The organism is Prevotella sp. CAG:592, assembly GCF_000436015.1.
In the GTDB taxonomy this organism is placed as follows: Bacteria; Bacteroidota; Bacteroidia; order Bacteroidales; family Bacteroidaceae; genus Prevotella; species Prevotella pectinovora.
The window spans coordinates 61,269-81,188 of the sequence record NZ_FR892558.1; the positions used below are offsets into that span (position 1 = coordinate 61,269).

General features: G+C 42.3%; 17 protein-coding genes. 4 read left to right on the forward strand and 13 right to left on the reverse strand.

Annotated features, from left to right (window positions below; genetic code table 11):
• The first annotated feature begins 1 nt into the window (after nt 1).
• The 4 genes from QVO99_RS04745 (at nt 2) to QVO99_RS04760 (ending at nt 4,548) form a co-directional block, all read left to right on the forward strand.
• The gene (locus QVO99_RS04745; protein WP_022316456.1) at nt 2-790 is read left to right on the forward strand and encodes a hypothetical protein; all 789 of its coding nucleotides are present in this window, start codon (nt 2-4) and stop codon (nt 788-790) included.
• A 56-nt stretch (nt 791-846) separates the two neighbouring features.
• Complete coding sequence (locus tag QVO99_RS04750) at nt 847-1,563, forward strand: glycoside hydrolase family 25 protein (protein WP_022316457.1); 717 nt, start codon at nt 847-849, stop codon at nt 1,561-1,563.
• Between the two features lie 82 nt (nt 1,564-1,645).
• Nucleotides 1,646-2,812, forward strand: a complete 1,167-nt coding sequence (locus QVO99_RS04755) for a zinc ribbon domain-containing protein (RefSeq protein ID WP_022316458.1) — start codon at nt 1,646-1,648, stop codon at nt 2,810-2,812.
• A 35-nt stretch (nt 2,813-2,847) separates the two neighbouring features.
• Complete coding sequence (locus tag QVO99_RS04760; protein WP_022316459.1) at nt 2,848-4,548, forward strand: bifunctional metallophosphatase/5'-nucleotidase; 1,701 nt, start codon at nt 2,848-2,850, stop codon at nt 4,546-4,548.
• Between the two features lie 9 nt (nt 4,549-4,557).
• On the opposite strand, the gene QVO99_RS04765 is transcribed toward QVO99_RS04760, so the two are convergent.
• The 13 genes from QVO99_RS04765 to QVO99_RS04825 all read right to left on the reverse strand — a co-directional run bounded on the left by QVO99_RS04765 (nt 4,558) and on the right by QVO99_RS04825 (nt 19,761).
• Complete coding sequence (locus tag QVO99_RS04765; protein WP_369678106.1) at nt 4,558-5,559, reverse strand: AMP-binding protein; 1,002 nt, start codon at nt 5,557-5,559, stop codon at nt 4,558-4,560.
• A complete protein-coding gene (locus tag QVO99_RS04770; protein WP_022316461.1) occupies nt 5,538-6,569 on the reverse strand; it encodes an o-succinylbenzoate synthase in 1,032 nt (343 codons plus the stop codon). The genes QVO99_RS04765 and QVO99_RS04770 overlap by 22 nt, the downstream gene beginning before the upstream one ends.
• A gap of 88 nt (nt 6,570-6,657) precedes the next feature.
• Entirely contained in the window at nt 6,658-7,485 is an 828-nt protein-coding gene (gene menB, locus QVO99_RS04775; protein WP_022316462.1) for a 1,4-dihydroxy-2-naphthoyl-CoA synthase, read from the reverse strand.
• Nucleotides 7,486-7,491: 6 nt separating this feature from the next.
• Nucleotides 7,492-9,204: a 2-succinyl-5-enolpyruvyl-6-hydroxy-3-cyclohexene-1-carboxylic-acid synthase gene (gene menD, locus QVO99_RS04780; protein WP_022316463.1), complete on the reverse strand. Its 1,713-nt coding sequence runs from the start codon at nt 9,202-9,204 to the stop codon at nt 7,492-7,494.
• A gap of 45 nt (nt 9,205-9,249) precedes the next feature.
• Complete coding sequence (locus tag QVO99_RS04785) at nt 9,250-10,305, reverse strand: isochorismate synthase (protein WP_288176963.1); 1,056 nt, start codon at nt 10,303-10,305, stop codon at nt 9,250-9,252.
• 62 nt (nt 10,306-10,367) lie between these two features.
• A complete protein-coding gene (locus QVO99_RS04790) occupies nt 10,368-10,790 on the reverse strand; it encodes a PaaI family thioesterase (RefSeq protein WP_022316465.1) in 423 nt (140 codons plus the stop codon).
• Between the two features lie 140 nt (nt 10,791-10,930).
• Nucleotides 10,931-12,199, reverse strand: coding sequence for a phosphoglycerate kinase (locus tag QVO99_RS04795; protein ID WP_022316466.1), 1,269 nt, complete (start codon nt 12,197-12,199; stop codon nt 10,931-10,933).
• Between the two features lie 273 nt (nt 12,200-12,472).
• Nucleotides 12,473-13,279 (reverse strand): 16S rRNA (adenine(1518)-N(6)/adenine(1519)-N(6))-dimethyltransferase RsmA, encoded by an 807-nt coding sequence (gene rsmA / locus QVO99_RS04800; protein WP_022316467.1) that lies wholly within the window; start codon nt 13,277-13,279, stop codon nt 12,473-12,475.
• Between the two features lie 51 nt (nt 13,280-13,330).
• Nucleotides 13,331-13,804, reverse strand: coding sequence for a cytidine deaminase (gene cdd / locus QVO99_RS04805; protein WP_022316468.1), 474 nt, complete (start codon nt 13,802-13,804; stop codon nt 13,331-13,333).
• 27 nt (nt 13,805-13,831) lie between these two features.
• On the reverse strand, nt 13,832-15,271 hold the full coding sequence (locus tag QVO99_RS04810; protein WP_231556900.1) for a right-handed parallel beta-helix repeat-containing protein: 1,440 nt from the start codon (nt 15,269-15,271) through the stop codon (nt 13,832-13,834).
• Nucleotides 15,272-15,464: 193 nt separating this feature from the next.
• Nucleotides 15,465-17,405: an NAD(+) synthase gene (locus QVO99_RS04815; RefSeq protein WP_022316470.1), complete on the reverse strand. Its 1,941-nt coding sequence runs from the start codon at nt 17,403-17,405 to the stop codon at nt 15,465-15,467.
• Between the two features lie 28 nt (nt 17,406-17,433).
• Nucleotides 17,434-18,522 (reverse strand): DUF2027 domain-containing protein, encoded by a 1,089-nt coding sequence (locus QVO99_RS04820; protein ID WP_022316471.1) that lies wholly within the window; start codon nt 18,520-18,522, stop codon nt 17,434-17,436.
• Nucleotides 18,523-18,543: 21 nt separating this feature from the next.
• Nucleotides 18,544-19,761 carry an S-adenosylmethionine:tRNA ribosyltransferase-isomerase gene (locus tag QVO99_RS04825; protein WP_288176966.1) on the reverse strand — a complete coding sequence of 406 codons (1,218 nt, stop codon included), beginning with the start codon at nt 19,759-19,761 and terminating at the stop codon, nt 18,544-18,546.
• Between the last annotated feature and the right edge of the window lie 159 nt (nt 19,762-19,920).

Consider the following 19,920-nt stretch of genomic DNA (forward strand, 5'->3'; position numbering starts at 1 on the left):
CATGAATACCGTACTTGATAATCTCATATCATTGTTGGACGATGGCGCATTCGGATCAAGACACGAGATTGAGCCAATGACAGCATTCAAATGGGGAGTTCTTTATAAAATATCAGTCATTGAAGACGTTGTCCCAATCGTCTTCAAGGCGATTGTTGCCCACGAAAGTGACAAGCATCTCGACATGCCATACGAAATAAAAGTACTATTCGCCAAAGGCACATTCTCTGAAAAAGACGGGGTGTCCTCGGATTTTGACTTTGAAGACCTTGAAATGCAAAACCTTAACTATATCGTCAAGAAGTATGTACTGAAAGACATCGTCTACAAGGAAAGACATAGTATTGACACTTCGAAGATATCTCTGGATTTTCTCGGTTTGATACTTCAAAACGCGAATGTCATACTGCGTCATGGGATACGTTTGAGAGGCATGATAGAGTTAGGGGTGTTTCTGAAGACAAAGGGACAGCTCGTTGACTTTGTGAAAGTGGAAAGCTGGATCCAGCGTCTGAAACTTAAGAAAATGGCAAGTCTCCAAGCAAGCGTATTGACGGAATTGTTTTCGTTCGAGACAGACGAGTTCCCATATATAAAGAAGTTTGACAAGCATGCACGACTGTTGACAGACCAATCGCTTATGAGAACATACAAGGCAAACAAGTTTGGTCGCTCATTCGGTAAATATAACATCACCAATTGCGTAAGATTCTATAGCTATTCACATTCTGAATCCTTATGCAAAATAATGTCGAACATATCAAAAAGTCTTTCAGAAATAGAGGAATAACTAATTAAGTTTAATTTATTTTGTCAAGCCTGAAGAATGAAGTAACTTTGCAAATCATGAAAATATTCAAAGAAATTAAGATTCTGGCGTTGGGCATAATTTCATTCTGTTCCACTTCAGTCAGTGCGCAATCATATGAATCATACGTGCAATGTGAAGACACATGCCGCCACATACATGGTATAGACTTGAGCCACTATCAAGGAGAGGTGTTTTGGGAAGCAGTTGGTGACAACAGCAAAATGGCATACGTTTATCTGAAAGCTACAGAGGGCGGGACACGTATAGACCCTACATACAAAAAGAACATCGAATTGGCTCATCGTTATGGGCTGAAGGTTGGTTCATACCATTTCTTTCGTCCAAAGGTGGATCTGGTTCAACAGATGGAAAACTTCAAATCTCAATGTAGACCAGGCGATCAGGATCTTCTACCGATGATTGACATAGAAACGACAAGCGGACTTGGTACAGAAGAATTCTGCGACTCGCTTATGAAGTTTCTGATTCTCGTTGAAAAGGAATACAGACAAAAACCGCTATTATATACTGGTACGAACTTCTACAACAAGCATCTGAAGGGAAAGATAGACGGCTACAAGTTGATGATAGCCCAATACTCCTCAAGAGAACCCAAACTTGCTGACAACAGAGATTTCGACATGTGGCAATACACAGCTAAAGGAAGGATAAACGGAATCAACACGTATGTAGACAAAAGCCGGTTCATGGGACGTCATAGCATGAGAGAAATACGTTTCAGGCATCATTAACGGCAGTACACAGAAATAATCCGATTATTGGGAGTATTAATAACAAAACATAGAAATATTCATTAAATAACAATAAATCATCATGGCTATTATAAAATGTCCAGAATGCGGCCATCAAATCAGTGACATGGCTGCAAGTTGTCCCAATTGTGGTATCAGAATACAGGGCAACATTCAGAGATGCCCACATTGTGGAAGCGTATATATCAAAGGACAACCAGTTTGTCCTGTATGCCATATGGCTCCAGACACTCCGGCAAGCCAAGGCAACACTGCTTTCACTCCGCAAGGCAACCAGACCTATCCACGACAAAACAATACAACCCAGGGGAATGTTCCTGCTAATCAAGAAGCTATAGTTACGCCACAGCCAACCCAAAGCAATAAAAAGAATATGATTATTGCTATTGTTATAGGTTTGATAGTGATACTCGGAGCAGGAATCTGGTATGCCTCTTCTATGAATACTCTTCATGGAGATGAGCAGGAGGCATATCTTAATGCGATGGAAAGTTCTGACCCGGCGGTGCTACAAGATTATCTTGACAGCTTCAGAGACGCTCCTCAGGAACACAGGGACTCCATTGAAGCGCACTTGAAGATTCTACAAATGAATGACGCAGAGTGGACTAACGCATTGTTGAGCAATTCCAAGAGTGCGATTCAGGCATATCTTGAAAAGCATCCTGACACTATGCACAAAGCAGAAGCTGAGCATAAGATAGACTCTATAGACTGGGCAACCTGTGTAAGACAGAATACTCCGGAAGCATTCCAGGCTTATCTCTCTGAACATAATGACGGAGAGCACGCTGTTGAAGCACAAGAAAGGCTGGACAAACTGGATGCCACAACTGTTAATGGTGAGGATAAGCAGTTGATTACTAGCATATTCCGACAGTTTTTCAACGGTATTAACAGTAATGATGAGATGGGACTGACGTCTGCTGTGAGCAGCACACTGCATTTCCTCAATAATGCTAACGCTACAAAGAATGATGTAATAACGTTCCTCCACAAACTCTACAAGGATGAAGTGAGGAGTCTTACATGGCGTCCTAACGGAGACTACAAAATAAAGAAAAAGGATATGGGCAACAACACATATGAGTATGACGTTGAATTCACGGTAGACGAATCTGTAAGTAATATCGATTCATCAAAAGACAAATTCAACCAATATAAAGTTGTAGGCCACATCGATTCAGACGGTAAGATATCAAGCCTGCAGTTAATCAAGATCGGATAAAGCCGCAATGTATCCCCACAGCAGATAAACAGAACATGCCTGATGTAATAATAAAAATTATACAGACTGGTGACATTCACGGTTGCTTCTTTTCCTATGATTTCATAAAGCGGAAAGAAGCAACCGCTTGTTTATCACGCATTTCATCATATATAGCTGGCGAAAGGCTGAAACTTGGCGACAACCTAATTTTGCTCGACCTCGGAGATATACTGCAAGGTCACCCTACATGTTATTACTCATCATTCGTAAATCGCTCTCATACATGTCTTGCAGCCAGAGTTCTTAATCATTTAGGTTACGATGCCGTATGCATTGGCAACCATGATATAGAGACAGGTCATGCGGTTTACGACAAATGGATAGCAGAGACACAAGCTCCAATACTTTCAGCCAATTATATCCGGAAGAAAGATAATAAACCTTATTTCAAACCTTACACCATTATTATAAGAGATGGCATACGCATAGCTGTGTTAGGAATAACTACAACGGCTATTCCATATTGGCTCAGCAGTTCGTTATGGCATGGCATAAGCCTTGAAAATCCTATTGAAAGTGCCAGACGTTGGATTAACACTATTAGAGAAGAAGAACCAGACCTCATTGTCGGTCTCTTTCATACAGGATGGACTGGTGGCATCAACGATGGTGATATGATTGAAAACGCATCCAGAGCCATTGCTGAAGAGGTTGATGGCTTCGACATCATCTTTTTCGGACACGACCACAAAAGCTGCAAAAAATGGATACGCAATAGAGAAGGGCGTGAAGTGCTATGCCTCAATGCCTCAAGCGACGCAATACAATTCAATGAAGTGGAAGTGACATTCAGTTCGGATGAAAAGAACTCAAGCGTGAAACATAAATGGTGTAAAGAACTCATACAGGAACGACAATTATTCTCAGAGAATTATCCTGTCAACAGTGATTTTGAAAAGCTTTTCAAAATTGATATCAACGAAGCGAAAGCACTCCTCGACGAAAGAATAGCTAATATTGATATACCATTACGCACTAGAGATTGTTTCTTCGGTGCAGCACCTCTGTCCTCGCTTATCCATAAAGTACAATTAGAAGCAACAGATGCTGAAATATCATTTGCCGCTCCGCTTGCCTTTGATGAGGAGATAGGACCGGGTGATGTGAGAATAGCAGACATTTTCAACATATACAAATACGAGAATTCTATATTCGTATTGAAAATGACAGGAAAAGAGATCAAAAGATACCTTGAATACAGATATGACTTATGGATAGAAACCATGTCGTCACCCTCTGACCACATAATGAAGATGATGACATACGAATACGAAGGCAAGTCGTTTACATTCTTCAAAAACTTAGTTTACAACTTCGAGACGGCTGCAGGCATCAACTATACTGTTGATGTTACCAAGAACTATGGCAATCGGATAAATATAAGAAGCCTTTCTTCTGGCAAATCCTTTCGCTTTGACACATATTACCTCGTGGCAATGCATAGCTATCGTGGCAATGGCGGAAACGAATTTTTGCTCAAGGGAGCAGGAATTTCTCATGAACAACTTAAAAGGAGAAAAGTTGCCGAGAGTAAGGAAGGTGAAAGAAATTATCTGATAAAAGAATTCAGGAAGAAACTCGTTTCTAATGATATATCATTCACAGCCAACTGGCACTTCGTCCCATTCGAATGGACTAGAGCAGCCATTGAACGGGACAAAAGATTATTATTTCCTGATGAATTATCTGAATGATATCAGATGTTACATTTTCTCAACTATGTTCTGCAATGCGCTGCGAGCAATCTTGCCGGTAGCAGTCATAGGAATCTTGTTAATTACGACATAGCGTTTGGGTTGCCAATACATGGGCAAAGTGGCTTCTATCTGTTCTCTGATGTTAGATAAATCCGCTTCTGTAAATGACCCCTGTACTACCATCACAACAATTTCTCCGAACTTCTTATCCGATTTTTTTGTTATGGCAAAGGGAGGGGCAATAATGGGCTCTAACATCTTTTCCACCTCCTCAATATGTATTTTGACACCACCGCTAATTATTACATTGTCTATCCTGCCAAGGACTTTAAATCGGTGTCCTTCAGAATCAAACTTCACAATATCATTGGTTTGCAACACTTCCGGACATATCTTCGGGGCATCTATGCAGAGACACCCCATTTCATTTACAGACAAATGAATTCCATCAAGTGGAATGTAATATTCAGAAGCAGTGGGGCCATTCAAACGCCTCATGGCTATATGCGACAAAGTTTCAGTCATGCCATAAGTACTCCACACGGCATTAGGGAAATGCTGAAGTTTACTGTATAGAAGATCATTGACTGGACCACCACCAATAATCAGGTTCTTTATTCTTTTCAGTTTGTCAGCCTCTTCAGGAACAGACAACGAGTTGAACACCTGCATAGGTACCATTGCGGCAAATGTGGGAATATCATCCAAATCTTTAAGAGGATGACTCGTCGGAGGGATGGAAATCAGTCTCATACCAGAAACAATAGTTCTCACAACAACCATCTTGCCGGCTATATATCGCAAAGGCATACAAAGCAAAGCAGAATCGTCAGAAGTAAGCCCAAGGAAAGAGCATGTCATCTTAGCACTTTCAATCATCCGTGACTTTTCGACTCTAATTGACTTCGGCTTACCTGTAGATCCACTCGTGTTCACTATAACAGTGGACAATGCGCTATTCCATTCTTTATAAAACTCATCAAGAGTCATTTCTTTCCTGTCATCCATATCTTGTCTCCACGTATCTCCGTCTGTGATGGCAGGTTGTCGGCAAACAAGGCACCTGTTCCGAGCCCCTGGGCCATCGTTATGTCATTACCGTAAATGTCGGATGTGAGCTGAGCTATGGCACTCAGACCAACGCTGCTCTCCAATGCACTTGTTATCCAACTACCTACATTCCTTTCTCGAGACTTCTCTATCCACTCACGTGTACTCTTCATTCCACCATGCAATGTGGGTTTCAGCACAATATATTGTGGCTTGATAAAATCAAGAAGATCATCCTTCATCTTTGGAATATTTACACCTATAAGTTCTTCGTCAAGAGCAATTGGCACTGGAGTATTTGCACACAGGTACGACATCTCATGCCATTGCTTCTGTCGTATAGGTTGTTCGATTGAATGAATATCGTATTTCGATAGCTCTTCTAGACGTGACATTGCATCACCAGCAGTGAATCCTCCATTGGCATCTACCCTTAGCTCAATGGCAGACTTCGAATATCTCTTCCTGATACTCTTTATCAGTGTCATTTCACTATCAAAGTCGATTGCCCCGATTTTTAGTTTCACACATCTGAAGCCTTCTGATAATTTGTCCTCTATACGCTTGTTCATCTCATCGAATGATCCCATCCATACGAGTCCGTTGATAGGAATACCAATCTCTCCTCGCGAAAATGGTGTATCGAAAAGCTTATCTCCATTCTCAAGATTCAGAAGAGCTGTTTCCAATCCAAACAAAGCCGACGGATAGGGCCGCATGAGCGAATAATCAATCCTGCCATTCTGCTTGAAAATTGAGCACAATTCCAGCAATCTTTCATCAAAATCGTCTGAAGCATCACAACTAAGATCAGGAAGCGGAGCACATTCTCCGATTCCCAATCTTCCTGGGATTTTATCGGAAGCAAGCTTTATCAGCCATATATCTCGTGTGGTGTAAATGCCACGAGATGTGCCAGCAGGCTGTTTGAAATGTAATCTCTTCTTCTCAATACTAATCTTATACATATCTACTGATAGCTTTAACTTCTAAAGTTTAAAATCAAAAGTATAGAAGTATGTATTTAAAAAATGGATACTCACTAATACTTGTAAATCAAGGCAGTTTAGGATACTTCCCAAAATCAGGCTTACGCTTCTCCAAGAATGCCTTGCCACCTTCCTGTGCCTCATCAAGGAAATAATAAAGCATGGTTGCATCACCCGCTAACTCCTGAATACCTGCCTGTCCATCGAGCTCCGCATTAAGTCCTGCCTTTATCATTCTCAGAGCCAATGGACTACGTTCCATCATTGTGTGGGCCCACTCCATACATTCGTCCTCAAGACTATCGAAAGGCACTACCTTGTTTACCATTCCCATTCTCTCTGCCTCTTCCGCAGAATATTGTCTACACAAGAACCATATCTCTCTAGCCTTCTTCTGCCCAACGATGCGAGCTAAATAAGAAGCTCCGAAACCTGCATCAAATGATCCCACCTTTGGACCTGTTTGCCCAAAAATGGCGTTTTCGCTGGCTATCGTCAGGTCACACATCAAGTGAAGCACGTGTCCTCCTCCTATCGCATATCCGTTTACCATAGCGATAACAGGTTTTGGCAAGGAGCGAATCTGCTTCTGTACATCGAGCACATTCAGACGTGGCACTCCGTCATTACCTACATATCCGCCCCTTCCTTTAACATTCATGTCGCCACCAGAACAGAAGGCTTTGTCGCCTGCTCCTGTGAGCAATACGACAGAGATATTCTGAGCCTCTCTACAGTAAGCGAAGGCAAGGCTCATCTCATGTGTGGTAAGTGGAGTGAAGGCATTTCTATATCGTGGTCGATTTATAGTGATTTTTGCCACGCCTTCACACTCTTCGAACAATATCTCCTTAAAATCGAATCCTTCGATTTTGTTCCAAATTCTATTTGCCATATATTTTTAAAATTTACTTTTTATCATTTTTTTCAATCCAACGAAAGCTTGCCGATCATAATCTGGAGATGTAAACACCTCAAGCACTATTGGACGATTTGTTTTTTCAATCAAGAAATGTGCCATTGAAATGCGCAGTTCCTCCTCATCTCGCACAGCCATGTACCCTATGTCATTTTGTTCGCATATACCCTTGGCCGTAGCGGTGTGTCTTCCCTCAACATACTTCATGATGTCATCTGGAATATTTAAGCCTTTCAACTGGGAGAATATTCCTCCACAATTATTATTAAGGATCATCACTCTAAAATTACCTTTCAGGTGGTTATTCCAAAGTGCGTTCTGATCATAGAAAAAACTCAAGTCGCCAGTAATGCAGAACACCATCGAGGATGTAGTAAGTGAGAAGCCAGCAGCAGTAGACACACTGCCCTCTATACCATTCACACCTCTGTTACACCATATGTAATGCGGTGAATACAGGCATCCTATGCGTATTTCCATGCTATTTGCATAATGAACTTCACTTTCATACTCCATGTCTTCTAGAGACTGCTCGAAACAACGTATCGCAAGCATTTGAGAATAAACGGGCACATAATCATCTATACACATTTCAATATGTATCATGGCTTTATCCCAATGCGTCTTCAGAATGTCTTGTGAAATTTCATTGTCAGCATTTCCTGTTTTTTCTGTTTGCTTTTCTTTGTAATTCTCTTTTGTCAAACGCAGTAGTGCTTTAAGGAAAAGTTTACAAGAACAGTCAATAATGCCAGTCTGACTCATAAACGTGTCGTGTATTATTCCATTATCGTTGATTTCCCAAAGAGATGATATTTTCTTAGTACGCAAATACCTCTTGGTATTTTTGCTCACCAAGGTATTGCCAAGAGAGAGCACCATATCAATATTCTCTATGGCGGAATTATCTTCGAATATATCTACTATGGCGTCAATCGGTTCAGCAGAAGCCGTGGACAATTGCTCACACATAACGATATAATACATCTTCAATTCTTTGACAATCATGTCGATTTCCTCATCATGGTATGGTAGTTGTCCAATGACAATAATCTTCCTTTCCGAAAGGATAAAATCTTTGATTATCTCCATTGCCCTGTATGGCAACACTTTTTCAGCTTGTAAAAATTCTATATCTTTTTTCACTGGCAAAGAAGTCTTGTTAAAAACAAATAATGGCTCATGCAGATGAATATTGATATGAACTGGCCCCCTATTGTCTCTAAGTGCTGCATTCAGAGCATTATTAATCAGTAGAGAAGAATAATTTTCTGCCTCGCCATTACTAATGTCATTTACATCAACCTCAGAATTGAAGAGACCATATGTCGGACCACATTGAACCATGGTCTGTCCATCATTTCTCTCTATCCATTCTTGCGGACGGTCTGCTGATATGAGGATTATAGGAACTTGCCTGTAATGTGCTTCTGCAATGGCAGGTAGTGTATTAAGAAAAGCGGAGCCTGAAGTAACGCACACTATGGTGGGTGTCCCTGTAGCTAACGACACACCAAGAGCATAGAAAGCTGCACTTCTTTCATCAATCACAGAGATGCATTCTATCTCCTTGACAGTTCTGAGATTACTTATAATAGGTATATTCCTTGAACCAGGACATACTACGGCTTTTTTGATTCCTTTTGCAATCAAAAGAGATGTTAGCAAATTGACTATGTTTTTGTCAGAATACATGTATTTTTAGTGTTTAATTCAATTAACAGGTCGTTGCAACCTGTCTCAGATGCAGTCCATCATTGTCTTCATTTTCAGTTCCGTTTCTCTCCATTCTTCCTCCATATTGCTTTCGGCAAGGATTCCGCCTCCTGCATATAGTTTATAACAATCGGAGAAAATTTCCATACATCTCAAGGTAACAAACAAATGACTGTCTCCATCTGTATCCACTACTCCACAGAATCCGCTGTAATATCGACGGTCATTATGTTCTTTGCTATTGATAAGACTGTATGACTCACCTGCAGGAACACCGCAAACTGCCGGCGTTGGATGTAATTGCCTTACTATATCACCAGGGCTTATTCTTGCAATACTATCTACTTCTGCGAAAAAATCACTTCTTAAATGCACTACATTGCCTGCAGATACTGTCGTAGGTCCAAGTTCTTCTATTTCAGAAAAAAAATAGGATAACCGTTTTTTTATATAAGAAGAAACGTATTGTTGTTCCCAGATGTTCTTGTTGCTCCAACAGGATATATCTATATCTGAAATCTTGCCAATCGCTTTTGATTCGTTATCGGATATAACCAGTCGTTTGTCCATCGTTCCGGCAAGTGCTATGGTGTGAAAGACATTTCCACAACGTTCTAAAAGAACTTCAGGCGTTGCTACAAGCCATACTCCAGTTTGGTCTGACGAAATGAGAACGATGTATGAATCCGAATTGTTCTCACATGCTTTCAGAAACATTCTTATCACATTCTTCTTGTTGTCGTCCTTTAAAACTAGACTTCTAGACAGAACGGCCTTATCAATCCTCTTCTCCTTAATCGCGGCTTTGAAACAGTTGAAATCTTCTTCGTATGATTTTCTATCATAGAGTTTTCCATTGTATGGCTTAAGTCTTTCATTTAGAACGCAACAGTTGCCATTATACATTACCTCTCTGAGGATATTATCATAATCAAGCTCCGTCACACGGCGGATAGGACTATCGAAAAGCACAGCCGGAGTGTCTTCTGTTATACAGAATGGTGCAAATACGAAACCATCAGCCTTTCCCAATTCTGAAAAGGAATGCAGCTTCTTGAGAGAACTTTCATCTTGTTTCACAATAACACATTTGTTCCCTGCTGAAGGGTAACGATATATCACAAAAGCGTCTTTCACGATAATTAGTCTTGAGAGTCTTTAGGAGTTAATACATAATTAGTGACATGAACGGTGGAAATCAGTTCCCCATGAGAGTTCACTATCGAAACCTCCCACACGTGAAGTTTATGTCCTTTGCTCACTAGACGAGCGTTAGCAGTAACTGTGTCTCCTTCCTGCACTGCTCTCACATGTTCTCCACTTACGCTAATGCCGACACATATTTTGTCCGGACATATTGAGCATGAGCCAACGCCAGCCAGATTTTCCGCCAACGCCAAGGATGCGCCACCACTCAAGAACCCGAATGGCTGACGGTTACGCTCATCAACTTTCATTGTAGCCTTGCATGTGTCCTGTTCTGGAGTAGAAATGAAATTCATCCCGAGAGCAGTGGAGAGGTTAGGCTTACGCTCTATTATCTTTTTTACATTTTCTATATCCATTATCTGATTGCAATATATATACAAAGGTAATGGAATTATGTTGAACCTACAAAAAAAGGTGTGCAAATAATGCACACCAATTCATATAATGTAGAATAATGAATCGTCATATTCTATAAAAAGACAAATCCGGCCTGTCTTTATTTCTCTATGGCAGCAACTCCAGGGAGCTCCTTACCCTCTATGGCTTCGAGCAAAGCACCACCACCAGTTGATATATAAGACACCTTATCGGCAAGACCGAACTTATTTACACAAGCTACAGAATCTCCACCTCCAATCAGAGAGAAAGCACCTTCTGCGGTTGCCTTTGCGATAGCTTCACCAATAGCGCGTGAACCAGCTGTAAATTCATCACACTCGAAACATCCTGCAGGACCGTTCCAAAGGATAGTCTTCGCTCCTTCGATGGCTGCAGCAAACTTGGCACGACTATCCGGACCAGCATCAAGACCATCCCAACCATTCTCAATCGCATTTGAAGGGAACACCTTGACCTGAGCGCCATCCTTGACTGAGAACGTCTTGAAATCATAGCCAGTGCAACATACAGAATCTGTAGCGAGCACAAGCTCTACACCGTTCTCCTTTGCCATTTTCTCCACGTTGAGTGCGACATCCAGTTTGTCAAGTTCAACAATAGAGTCACCTATCTCACCACCATGAGCCTTAGAGAATGTATATGTCATACCACCGCAAAGGATGAGCTTGTCAACCTTGCCAAGTAGGTTCTCGATGATGCCAATCTTAGACGAAACCTTTGAACCTCCCATAATGGCAACGAAAGGACGTTTTATATCCTTCAGCACATTGTCAACAGCATGAACTTCCTTCTCCATCAGATATCCAAGCATCTTATTGTCCTTGCTGAAGAATTCATCAATTACAGCTGTTGATGCGTGCTTACGATGTGCTGTACCGAATGCGTCCATTACATAACAGTCTGCATAAGAAGCCAATTTCTTGGCAAACTCTTTCTGCTTGTCTTTCATCTCAGCTTTTGCCTGAGCGTAGGCTGGATCTTCCTTGTCAATACCTACAGGCTTGCCCTCTTCCTCTGCGTAGAAACGGAGATTCTCGAGTAGCAAAGCTTCACCGGTCTTCAGTCCTGCAACTTCCTTGTCTGCATTAGCACAATCTGGAGCAAACTTCACGTCAACGCCAAGAGCTTCTGAAACGTTCTTGACAATCTGGCTGAGAGAGAGCTTTGGATTAACTTTACCTTTGGGCTTACCCATATGGCTCATCATGATGAGACTACCACCATCAGAAAGGACTTTCTTCAGTGTTGGGAGCGCACCACGGATACGAGTGTCGTCTGTCACATGTCCGTTCTCATCCAATGGAACATTGAAATCTACACGAACGATAGCCTTTTTACCTGCAAAGTTAAAATCTTCGATTTTCATAACTGTTTGTTTATCTATTAAAATTAAACTAAGTACCTTTGAATCAAGTCAGGACTTTACACTCGCACAATTGTGCATCAGTCCTTTCATACTGCAAAAATAATAAAAAATGATTGTTTAGAGAAACGTATCTGTGATTATTTTTCCTTTTTAATAGGCAACGAATTGTATTTGTAATATCGACCTTGCAAATACAAAGAAACGGAAAAGCCTGGCAAAGACCATTCCATCTCTATGTTGTCTTATAAATATTTGTTCTCAGTAGACATCATATCATTCCACGTTTCCGCTTTTCAACTGGTTGTCAACCAAATTTGTCAACTCTACGAATTGCAGTATCGTCAGTTGTTCAGGACGCTTTGTCATTAGTTCATGAGTAAAGAATTCATCATCATTCTTCAATTTTGAGAATATTTGCCTCAGAGAAACGCGTAACATCTTGCGCCGCTGATTGAAAACGGTTTTTACTACACGTTTGAAAAGATTCTCATCGCAACCGATATTCTGAACGTCGTTACGCGTCATCCTTATAACAGCACTTTTTACCTTTGGTGGAGGGTTGAACACATTTTCGTCTACTGTGAAAAGATACTCAACATTATACCATGCCTGAATAAGCACACTAAGTATACCATATTGTTTGTTTCCTGGCTGCGAAGCAATTCGCAGTGCTACTTCGCGCTGTATCATTCCTGTGCAGCATGGGATAATGTCGCGATTGTCAAGCATTTTGAAGAAAATCTGTGACGATATATCGTAGGGATAATTGCCTGTCAATACGAAAGGGCTGCCAGAGAATACGGTATGCAAATCCATTTTGAGGAAATCTTCACCGATTATGTTATCTCTCAGCATTGGATACGCTTCATTGAGGTATTCCACTGATTCCCTGTCTATTTCCACCACCTTGACTTCTCTTCCCTTTTGTGTGAGATATTGTGTGAGGACTCCCATTCCCGGGCCAACTTCAAGGATCGGAATATCCGGACAAGCGTCAACTGTGTCTGCTATCGCCTTTGCCACATTTAGATCCGTAAGGAAATGTTGTCCTAAATTTTTCTTTGGTCTTACAGCTTTCATCAATCAGTTTCGTTTCTATTTCAATTGTATTGTGATGCAGGAGAGGTCATTTCAGTCTAGATTCTCAAATGACAACGGCATCAGATTCTTAATCGATTCAATCACATATATAGCATTCTCACCATAAAGCACAATATGCAGTGGCTGTTGATATCTCTTTTCTATCTCTACCATCACCTGCCGGCATGATCCACATGGTGATATTGGCTGTTTAGTGAATCCGTTTTCGGTTCTTGCCGCTATGGCAATGGCCAGAATAGCCTTTCCCGGTTGTTGTGCCTGGGCGGCGAATATTGCAGAACGCTCAGCACATAGAGTGACACCGAAGGCGGCATTCTCCTGATTGGCACCGATGATGGTGCTGTCGTCAGACAATCTTATTGCTGCTCCGACTCTGAAGTGGGAATATGGCGAATAAGAATTGGCCGTAGCCTGTTTTGCCAAATCCACAAGTGCTTTGTCCTGTTCGTTGAGCTCATCATATACGCAAGACAATATCTCGATTTTTACATTGATATTTTCCATGATGTCTGTTCATTTTATGGTTTCATTTTATTCTTGTTCTTTAACTGGCTCCACATATTCATAACATCCCAAGTCTGGTTCATCGTCCCTCTTTCGTCCTTCTCTGTCAGTAGGCATGTAATAATTGTCTTCCTTGGTGCCCTTCCCGATGGCTTTGGAAACATTGCTCAGATGAAAATCAAAATGCTGTTTGTTAATATCCACCAGTTTGAAGTTTTTCTCTCCACCATAAACCGTGTCGGTAGCTACGGAATCAGCATCCTCCCATATCACATTTTTGATGTTATCTCCATTGTCGATGGAGTCAGTCCTGAGAATACAGTTCTGGAACTTGTATGTATAAGAAATTGTGGAGTCTGCGACAGAACCCATCACTACGTCATCAGCATATCCTGTCACGATGGAGTTGATGCAATCCATTTGATACAATGGGTATTTGTGGAGTGTTTCCCCGTCATTTTCACCATTGCTGAATCTTAAGGCTGCACCTCTGTTGGAGTCGAACGGATAGAATTGTGCTATGGTACAGTTCAGAAGCAATGCCCCTCCACCATGTATGGCAACGCAATCATTGAGAGTATTTGTCAACTGGCTGTTTCTCACATCGACTACACTGTTTACAGAACGTAGTCCGTAGCCTTGACAGTTATGCACTATGCTGTTATAAAATTTCAGCTTTAGTCTGCTGACATCAGAAGAGTCGCAGACGATGCCATTGAAAGTACTGTGCACATCGGTAAAGTTCATAACGTTTTCGTATGATGACGAATGGAAACGGATACCGTTCCATTGTCCGCTTACCATGTCATAGGGCAGATAGTCGAACATACGGTCGGTACGGTCGCCTCTGAACACAATGTTTTTTTCCGGAGTGCCTTCTGCCACGAGTCTGCCATAGACGTCAAGCCCGGCTTTTGAATGGAAATACAACGTTGTTCCTGGTGCTATGGTTGCAGTTGCAAGGCTATCGATGCGCATGTTGCCGTAGACTACAATCGGTCTGTCCGAAGATATCAACGTATCGTGGCTTACTTTGAGATCTTTCAATATCTCGGCATCCCACGAATATGCGTTGAGATTGATCTTCTGCTCCACGCCGCTTTCAAGTCTGAACACAAGATTGTCTTCTATTAGCTGAGGGTCAAGCTTGTTTGTCATAGGGGATGTCAGTTCCACATTGACAAAAACACTGTCCTTGTTTCTTATTTCCAGATTTGCAGTCTGAAATCCGGATTCCTTGCCGAGATATGTACCGTCGACGTTCACACGGAAACCAGACTGGTTCCCATTAGCGAGTCTGACGTTAGAGCATCTGATGCCATCGCCCGATTTGTTATATACCCAGAAAAACCTTCTGCTTGTGGGCACTCTCGAGAAGACTGTGTCCATGCTTATAGTGTCTGTAGAGAACGTGAGAAGGTGGTCTGGCGACGTCGTGAAGGAGTCGTCGTCAGTACATGCGGACATAATGACTGTCGCTGCAAATGCTAATAAGAATTTGTTAACAGAATATTTCATTAAATACATTAACGATTATTACTCTGAATTATTGTATTTTCTTTCAATAATTGCATTATTGCATAGTATGGAAAGCCTCACGCCATCCTTTTGCTTTATGAGGTTAGGGCTTTGCCTTTCGGCAAAGTCCTATATGGAAAGCTTACAAACTATCTATTTCCTGCAGCCAGAGGCTGGAATCTGCATCTGACGGCATTCTCCAATCGCCTCGCGGACTAAGACTCACGCTGCCCACTTTGGGACCATCTGGAAGACAGGAACGTTTGAACTGTTGATTGAAGAAGCGTCTTGCAAATATTGACAGCCAATGCTTTATGGTATCATCGCTGTATGTTTCCACTCTATTGTCAGTTCCATCAAATGCCTTCTTGGCAAGCAGGAATATTCTTGACGGCCGATAGCCATAGCGGAGGAAATAGTAGATGAAGAAATCATGTAATTCATAAGGACCGACAAGGTCTTCTGTCTTCTGTGCGATGTTTCCTGCCTCATCGGCTGGTGTCAATTCCGGGCTGATAGGTGTGTCGATGATGTCGAGGAGTGTATCACGCGTCTTTTCTTCCACCTCATTTTCTGCCACATGGCGCACCATATGCTTTATCAGAGTTTTAGGAATACTTCCATTGACACCATACATGCTCATGTGGTCTCCATTATAAGTAGCCCATCCCAATGCCAGTTCGGAAAGGTCGCCAGTGCCAATCACCATACCTGACAGCTTGTTGCTTAGGTCCATGAGTATCTGAGTGCGTTCTCTGGCCTGTGAATTTTCGTATGTCACGTCATGAACGTTTATATCCTGGCCGATGTCAGAGAAGTGTTGTTTCACTGAATCGGCGATGCCGATTTCCCGTATCGTAATTCCGAGTCCTTCCATCAGGGACATGGCATTAGAATGTGTTCTGTCAGTAGTTCCGAATCCAGGCATTGTAACTCCTACTATGCCTTTGCGGGATAACCCAAGTTTATCAAATGTCTTCACGCATACCAGCAGAGCCAATGTGCTGTCGAGTCCTCCACTTATACCGACTACCACGGTTTTGCAGTGGGTATGCACGAGACGTTTGGCAAGTCCCATCACCTGTATAGAAAATATCTCGTCACAACTATCGAACATATCATCTGTTAACGGGATGAAAGGCAATGGATTGATTTTTCTGATGAGCTCGAAATCTTTCTCTGCCACGGGTTGTGCATCTATTATTTCAGCCACATGGTCGCGTTGAGCGTTGGCATAAGTACTGTTTGAACGACGCTCATTGCGCAATTTCTCCACATCGATCTGAGAAATGACGGTCTGTGGGTCAAGGCTGAAGCGTTGGCCTTGAGTCAGAATGTTTCCGTTCTCGCAGATGAGGGCATTACCGCCATACACCACGTCTTGTGTGCTTTCGCCAAAGCCACAGCTACTGTAGACATACCCCGTTATCGTACGGGCGCTCTGTTGCGAGAGCAACTTTTCCAGATAGCTATGCTTTCCTATAAGGTCGTCGCTTGCCGAGAGATTGAATATCAGTTCTGCTCCAGAAAGGGCGAGTTCGTTGCTCGGCGGATTTGGCGACCATACATCTTCGCATATTTCCACGCCGAAAGTTACACCATCGTATGTACGGAATACTTTATGGCTTGCCGATAGTTTCACCGTCCTGCCTGCAAAACGTATTTCTGTGGGCTTCAGGTCTTGCGAAGACGAGAACCATCTTTTCTCATAAAACTCGCTGTAATTAGGCAGAAATGTTTTCACTACCACCCCCAGGATAGTTCCTTTTTGAATAACCATGCCGCAATTGAGCAGCAAGTCACCAGCCACGATTGGTACACCAACTATGCTTATGATGTCCAGACTGCGAGTGAAGTCAAGGAGTTTCATCACCGAAAGCTCAGCCTGTTCAATAAGGAGCCGCTGGCGGAAAAGATCCTGACAGGTGTATCCTGTAATTGAAAGTTCCGGGAACACGATTATCTCGACGCCCTTGCCTTCTGCCAGGGCTATTGCATTCTCTATCTGCTGCACATTGTATTGGCAGTTGGCAACCTTTACCGACGGTATGGATGCTGCCACTTTGATAAAGCCGTTTTGCATGTCTCTTGGTATTTTTATGAAAGAATCATCAGTGGATGGTTACCTGTGTGGCTCCGTATCCGTACTCCTGGAATGAAGCGTCCTGATATGTATACTTTTTGTACTTGTATCTCAATTCTCTGATTATGGCATTTCGCAACACGCCTTCGCCCTTGCCGTGGATGAAGATGATTTTGAAACCTTTCTTTTGCTTGAAACTTTCCAAAGTCTCACGGAACTTGTCAAGCTGAAAATTCAGCATGTCTGTATGCGACATGCCCGCTGTAGTGTCGAGAAGTTCATCGATATGTAGGTCAACGACAAGCGGCTCATTGTCATTTCTCTTGTGAGCAGTCCGGGCAGGAGCGGTAATCTCGATGCGTTGCTTTTCTATTATCTTTTCCTTCAGGTCGTCTGCCTCAATGGTGAGCGTCTTCATCGGTACTCCGTTCTCGACGACAGACATCACGAGAGCGTCTTCATCAAAGAAGTCGTTTTCTCTGAATGTGTGGAGCTTATAAAACTTTACAGGGTCTACTTTCAGTTTCACATCTAAACTTGGCTGAAGCTTGAATGGCTTGTCCGTTTTATACGCGTTGATTTGAATAGCTCCATTCTGGAAATCCTGCACATCATCTAATGTAAGCTTTGATATGAGCAGTTTGGTATTAGGTTCCAGGACGTTATGCGCAAGGAGTTTGTAGTCGTCTCCCTGCTGAAGTGAATATGTGAACGAGAGGAAAAAATTGCAGTCATTGATGAGATACATGAAGAATTCCGTCTTACTGATATTTTGCTTGTCTTTTGGAACAAAACCCAAATACAAGTTTATCTGGTCTGAATTCTCACGCTCATACACGTGTAGAGCTTTGGGAACGTTGCAATTCTGGGCAACAGGAGCGTTTGCCATGGCATTGGCGTGTGACGCCGGAATGTCTGGTTCCTGAATTTTCGGTGTTGTGGCTCCTGATAGCATTTTCGCCTGTTTGTCGTCGTTCACCACTACAAGGTCTTGCACCTGAGTCGGCACCTGGAATCCGTCTTCGTCTTCCACAATAGCAATGTTGTTGTTTTGAAAGCCAACGACAACTCCACCGCCTTTCTCACTGATGAATCTTACTTTGTCTCCTATTTTCATTTTTATTGTTTTCTTTTTTCGTTATGGTATTAATAAAGAGCTGTCGCCATAGCTCAGGAATCTGAACTCGTGTGACAATGCATAATCGTAGATTGATTTCCAATCGCCGTTGACGAATGCGCTGACAAGCAGCAGCAGAGTGCTTTGGGGCTGATGGAAATTGGTGACAAGCATCTTGACAATCTTGTAATCGTAACCCGGTACGATAATTATCTGTGTGGAGAAATGAATGGTGCTTATCCTCTTTGCTGACATATAGTCAAGAATTGCGTTTATCGCCTCTTGTGATTTGAGTTTCGGCAGGTTCTCGTCGTAAGGTTCCCATTGTCCTATGTGAAGCTTGGACTCTTCAATTTCTTTATCCGCGTGTAACTTTAGTCCCAGATAATATAGGCTTTCAAGGGTTCTTACGCTCGTTGTACCCACGGCAATAGTCTTGCAGTCGTGACTTATGAGCTTTTCGAGTGTACTTCTATGCACACAGATGAACTCAGAATGCATATCATGGCCTCCTATTTCTTCGGATTTTACAGGTTTGAACGTGCCGGCTCCTACGTGCAGCGTGATTTCCTCACGGTCGATGCCATGGTTGTCGAGATCGGAGAGCACAGAGTCTGTGAAATGCAGTCCTGCGGTCGGTGCAGCCACACTTCCCTTTATCTTGGAATATACCGTCTGATATGTGGTTTTGTCACTCTCCTGTGTCTCGCGGTTGAGATAAGGTGGTATAGGCAGTTCACCCATCGCCTCAAGTATATCTGCAAACGAAACCTTGTCGCCGTCCCAGGAGAAACGTATGAGATGCGAGGTATGATGTTCCTCAACATAGTTGGCGCGTAATGTCACGCAGATTCCCTTGATGTTAACCTCACGCTTCAATTCCTGTCCTTTCCATTTTTTCAGGTTTCCAACGATGCATAGCCATGAGCACTCTCTCGTGGTCTGAAACATCTGTTCATAGTCAGCGGGAGTATGGGGCTCAAGAAGAAATATTTCGATGAGAGCTCCTGTATCCTTTCTGAAGTGGAGGCGTGCCTGTATCACTTTCGTGTTGTTGAACACCATCATAGCACCCTTTGGCAAATGGCTTGATATGTTGTGGAAAATGTCTTCCTCTATCTTTCCGTGGTTGTATATCAACAACTTGCTTTCGTCTCTCTTTGCCAATGGGAATTTTGCAATCTTCTCATCTGGCAAAGGATAATTGTAATCGCTGATTCTTATCTGTTTTACGTCCATTTCCATATTTGATAAATTCTTTAAATTTGCTTTTATGACTTGGTGGATGCCATGTCTTGATGGTATAACCAAACTGTCTACATCAGGTAAATAGGTGGTTTGCATCAGACAAATAGGTTGATTACATGCAATAAACAGGCGGCTTATACCAGACAAACG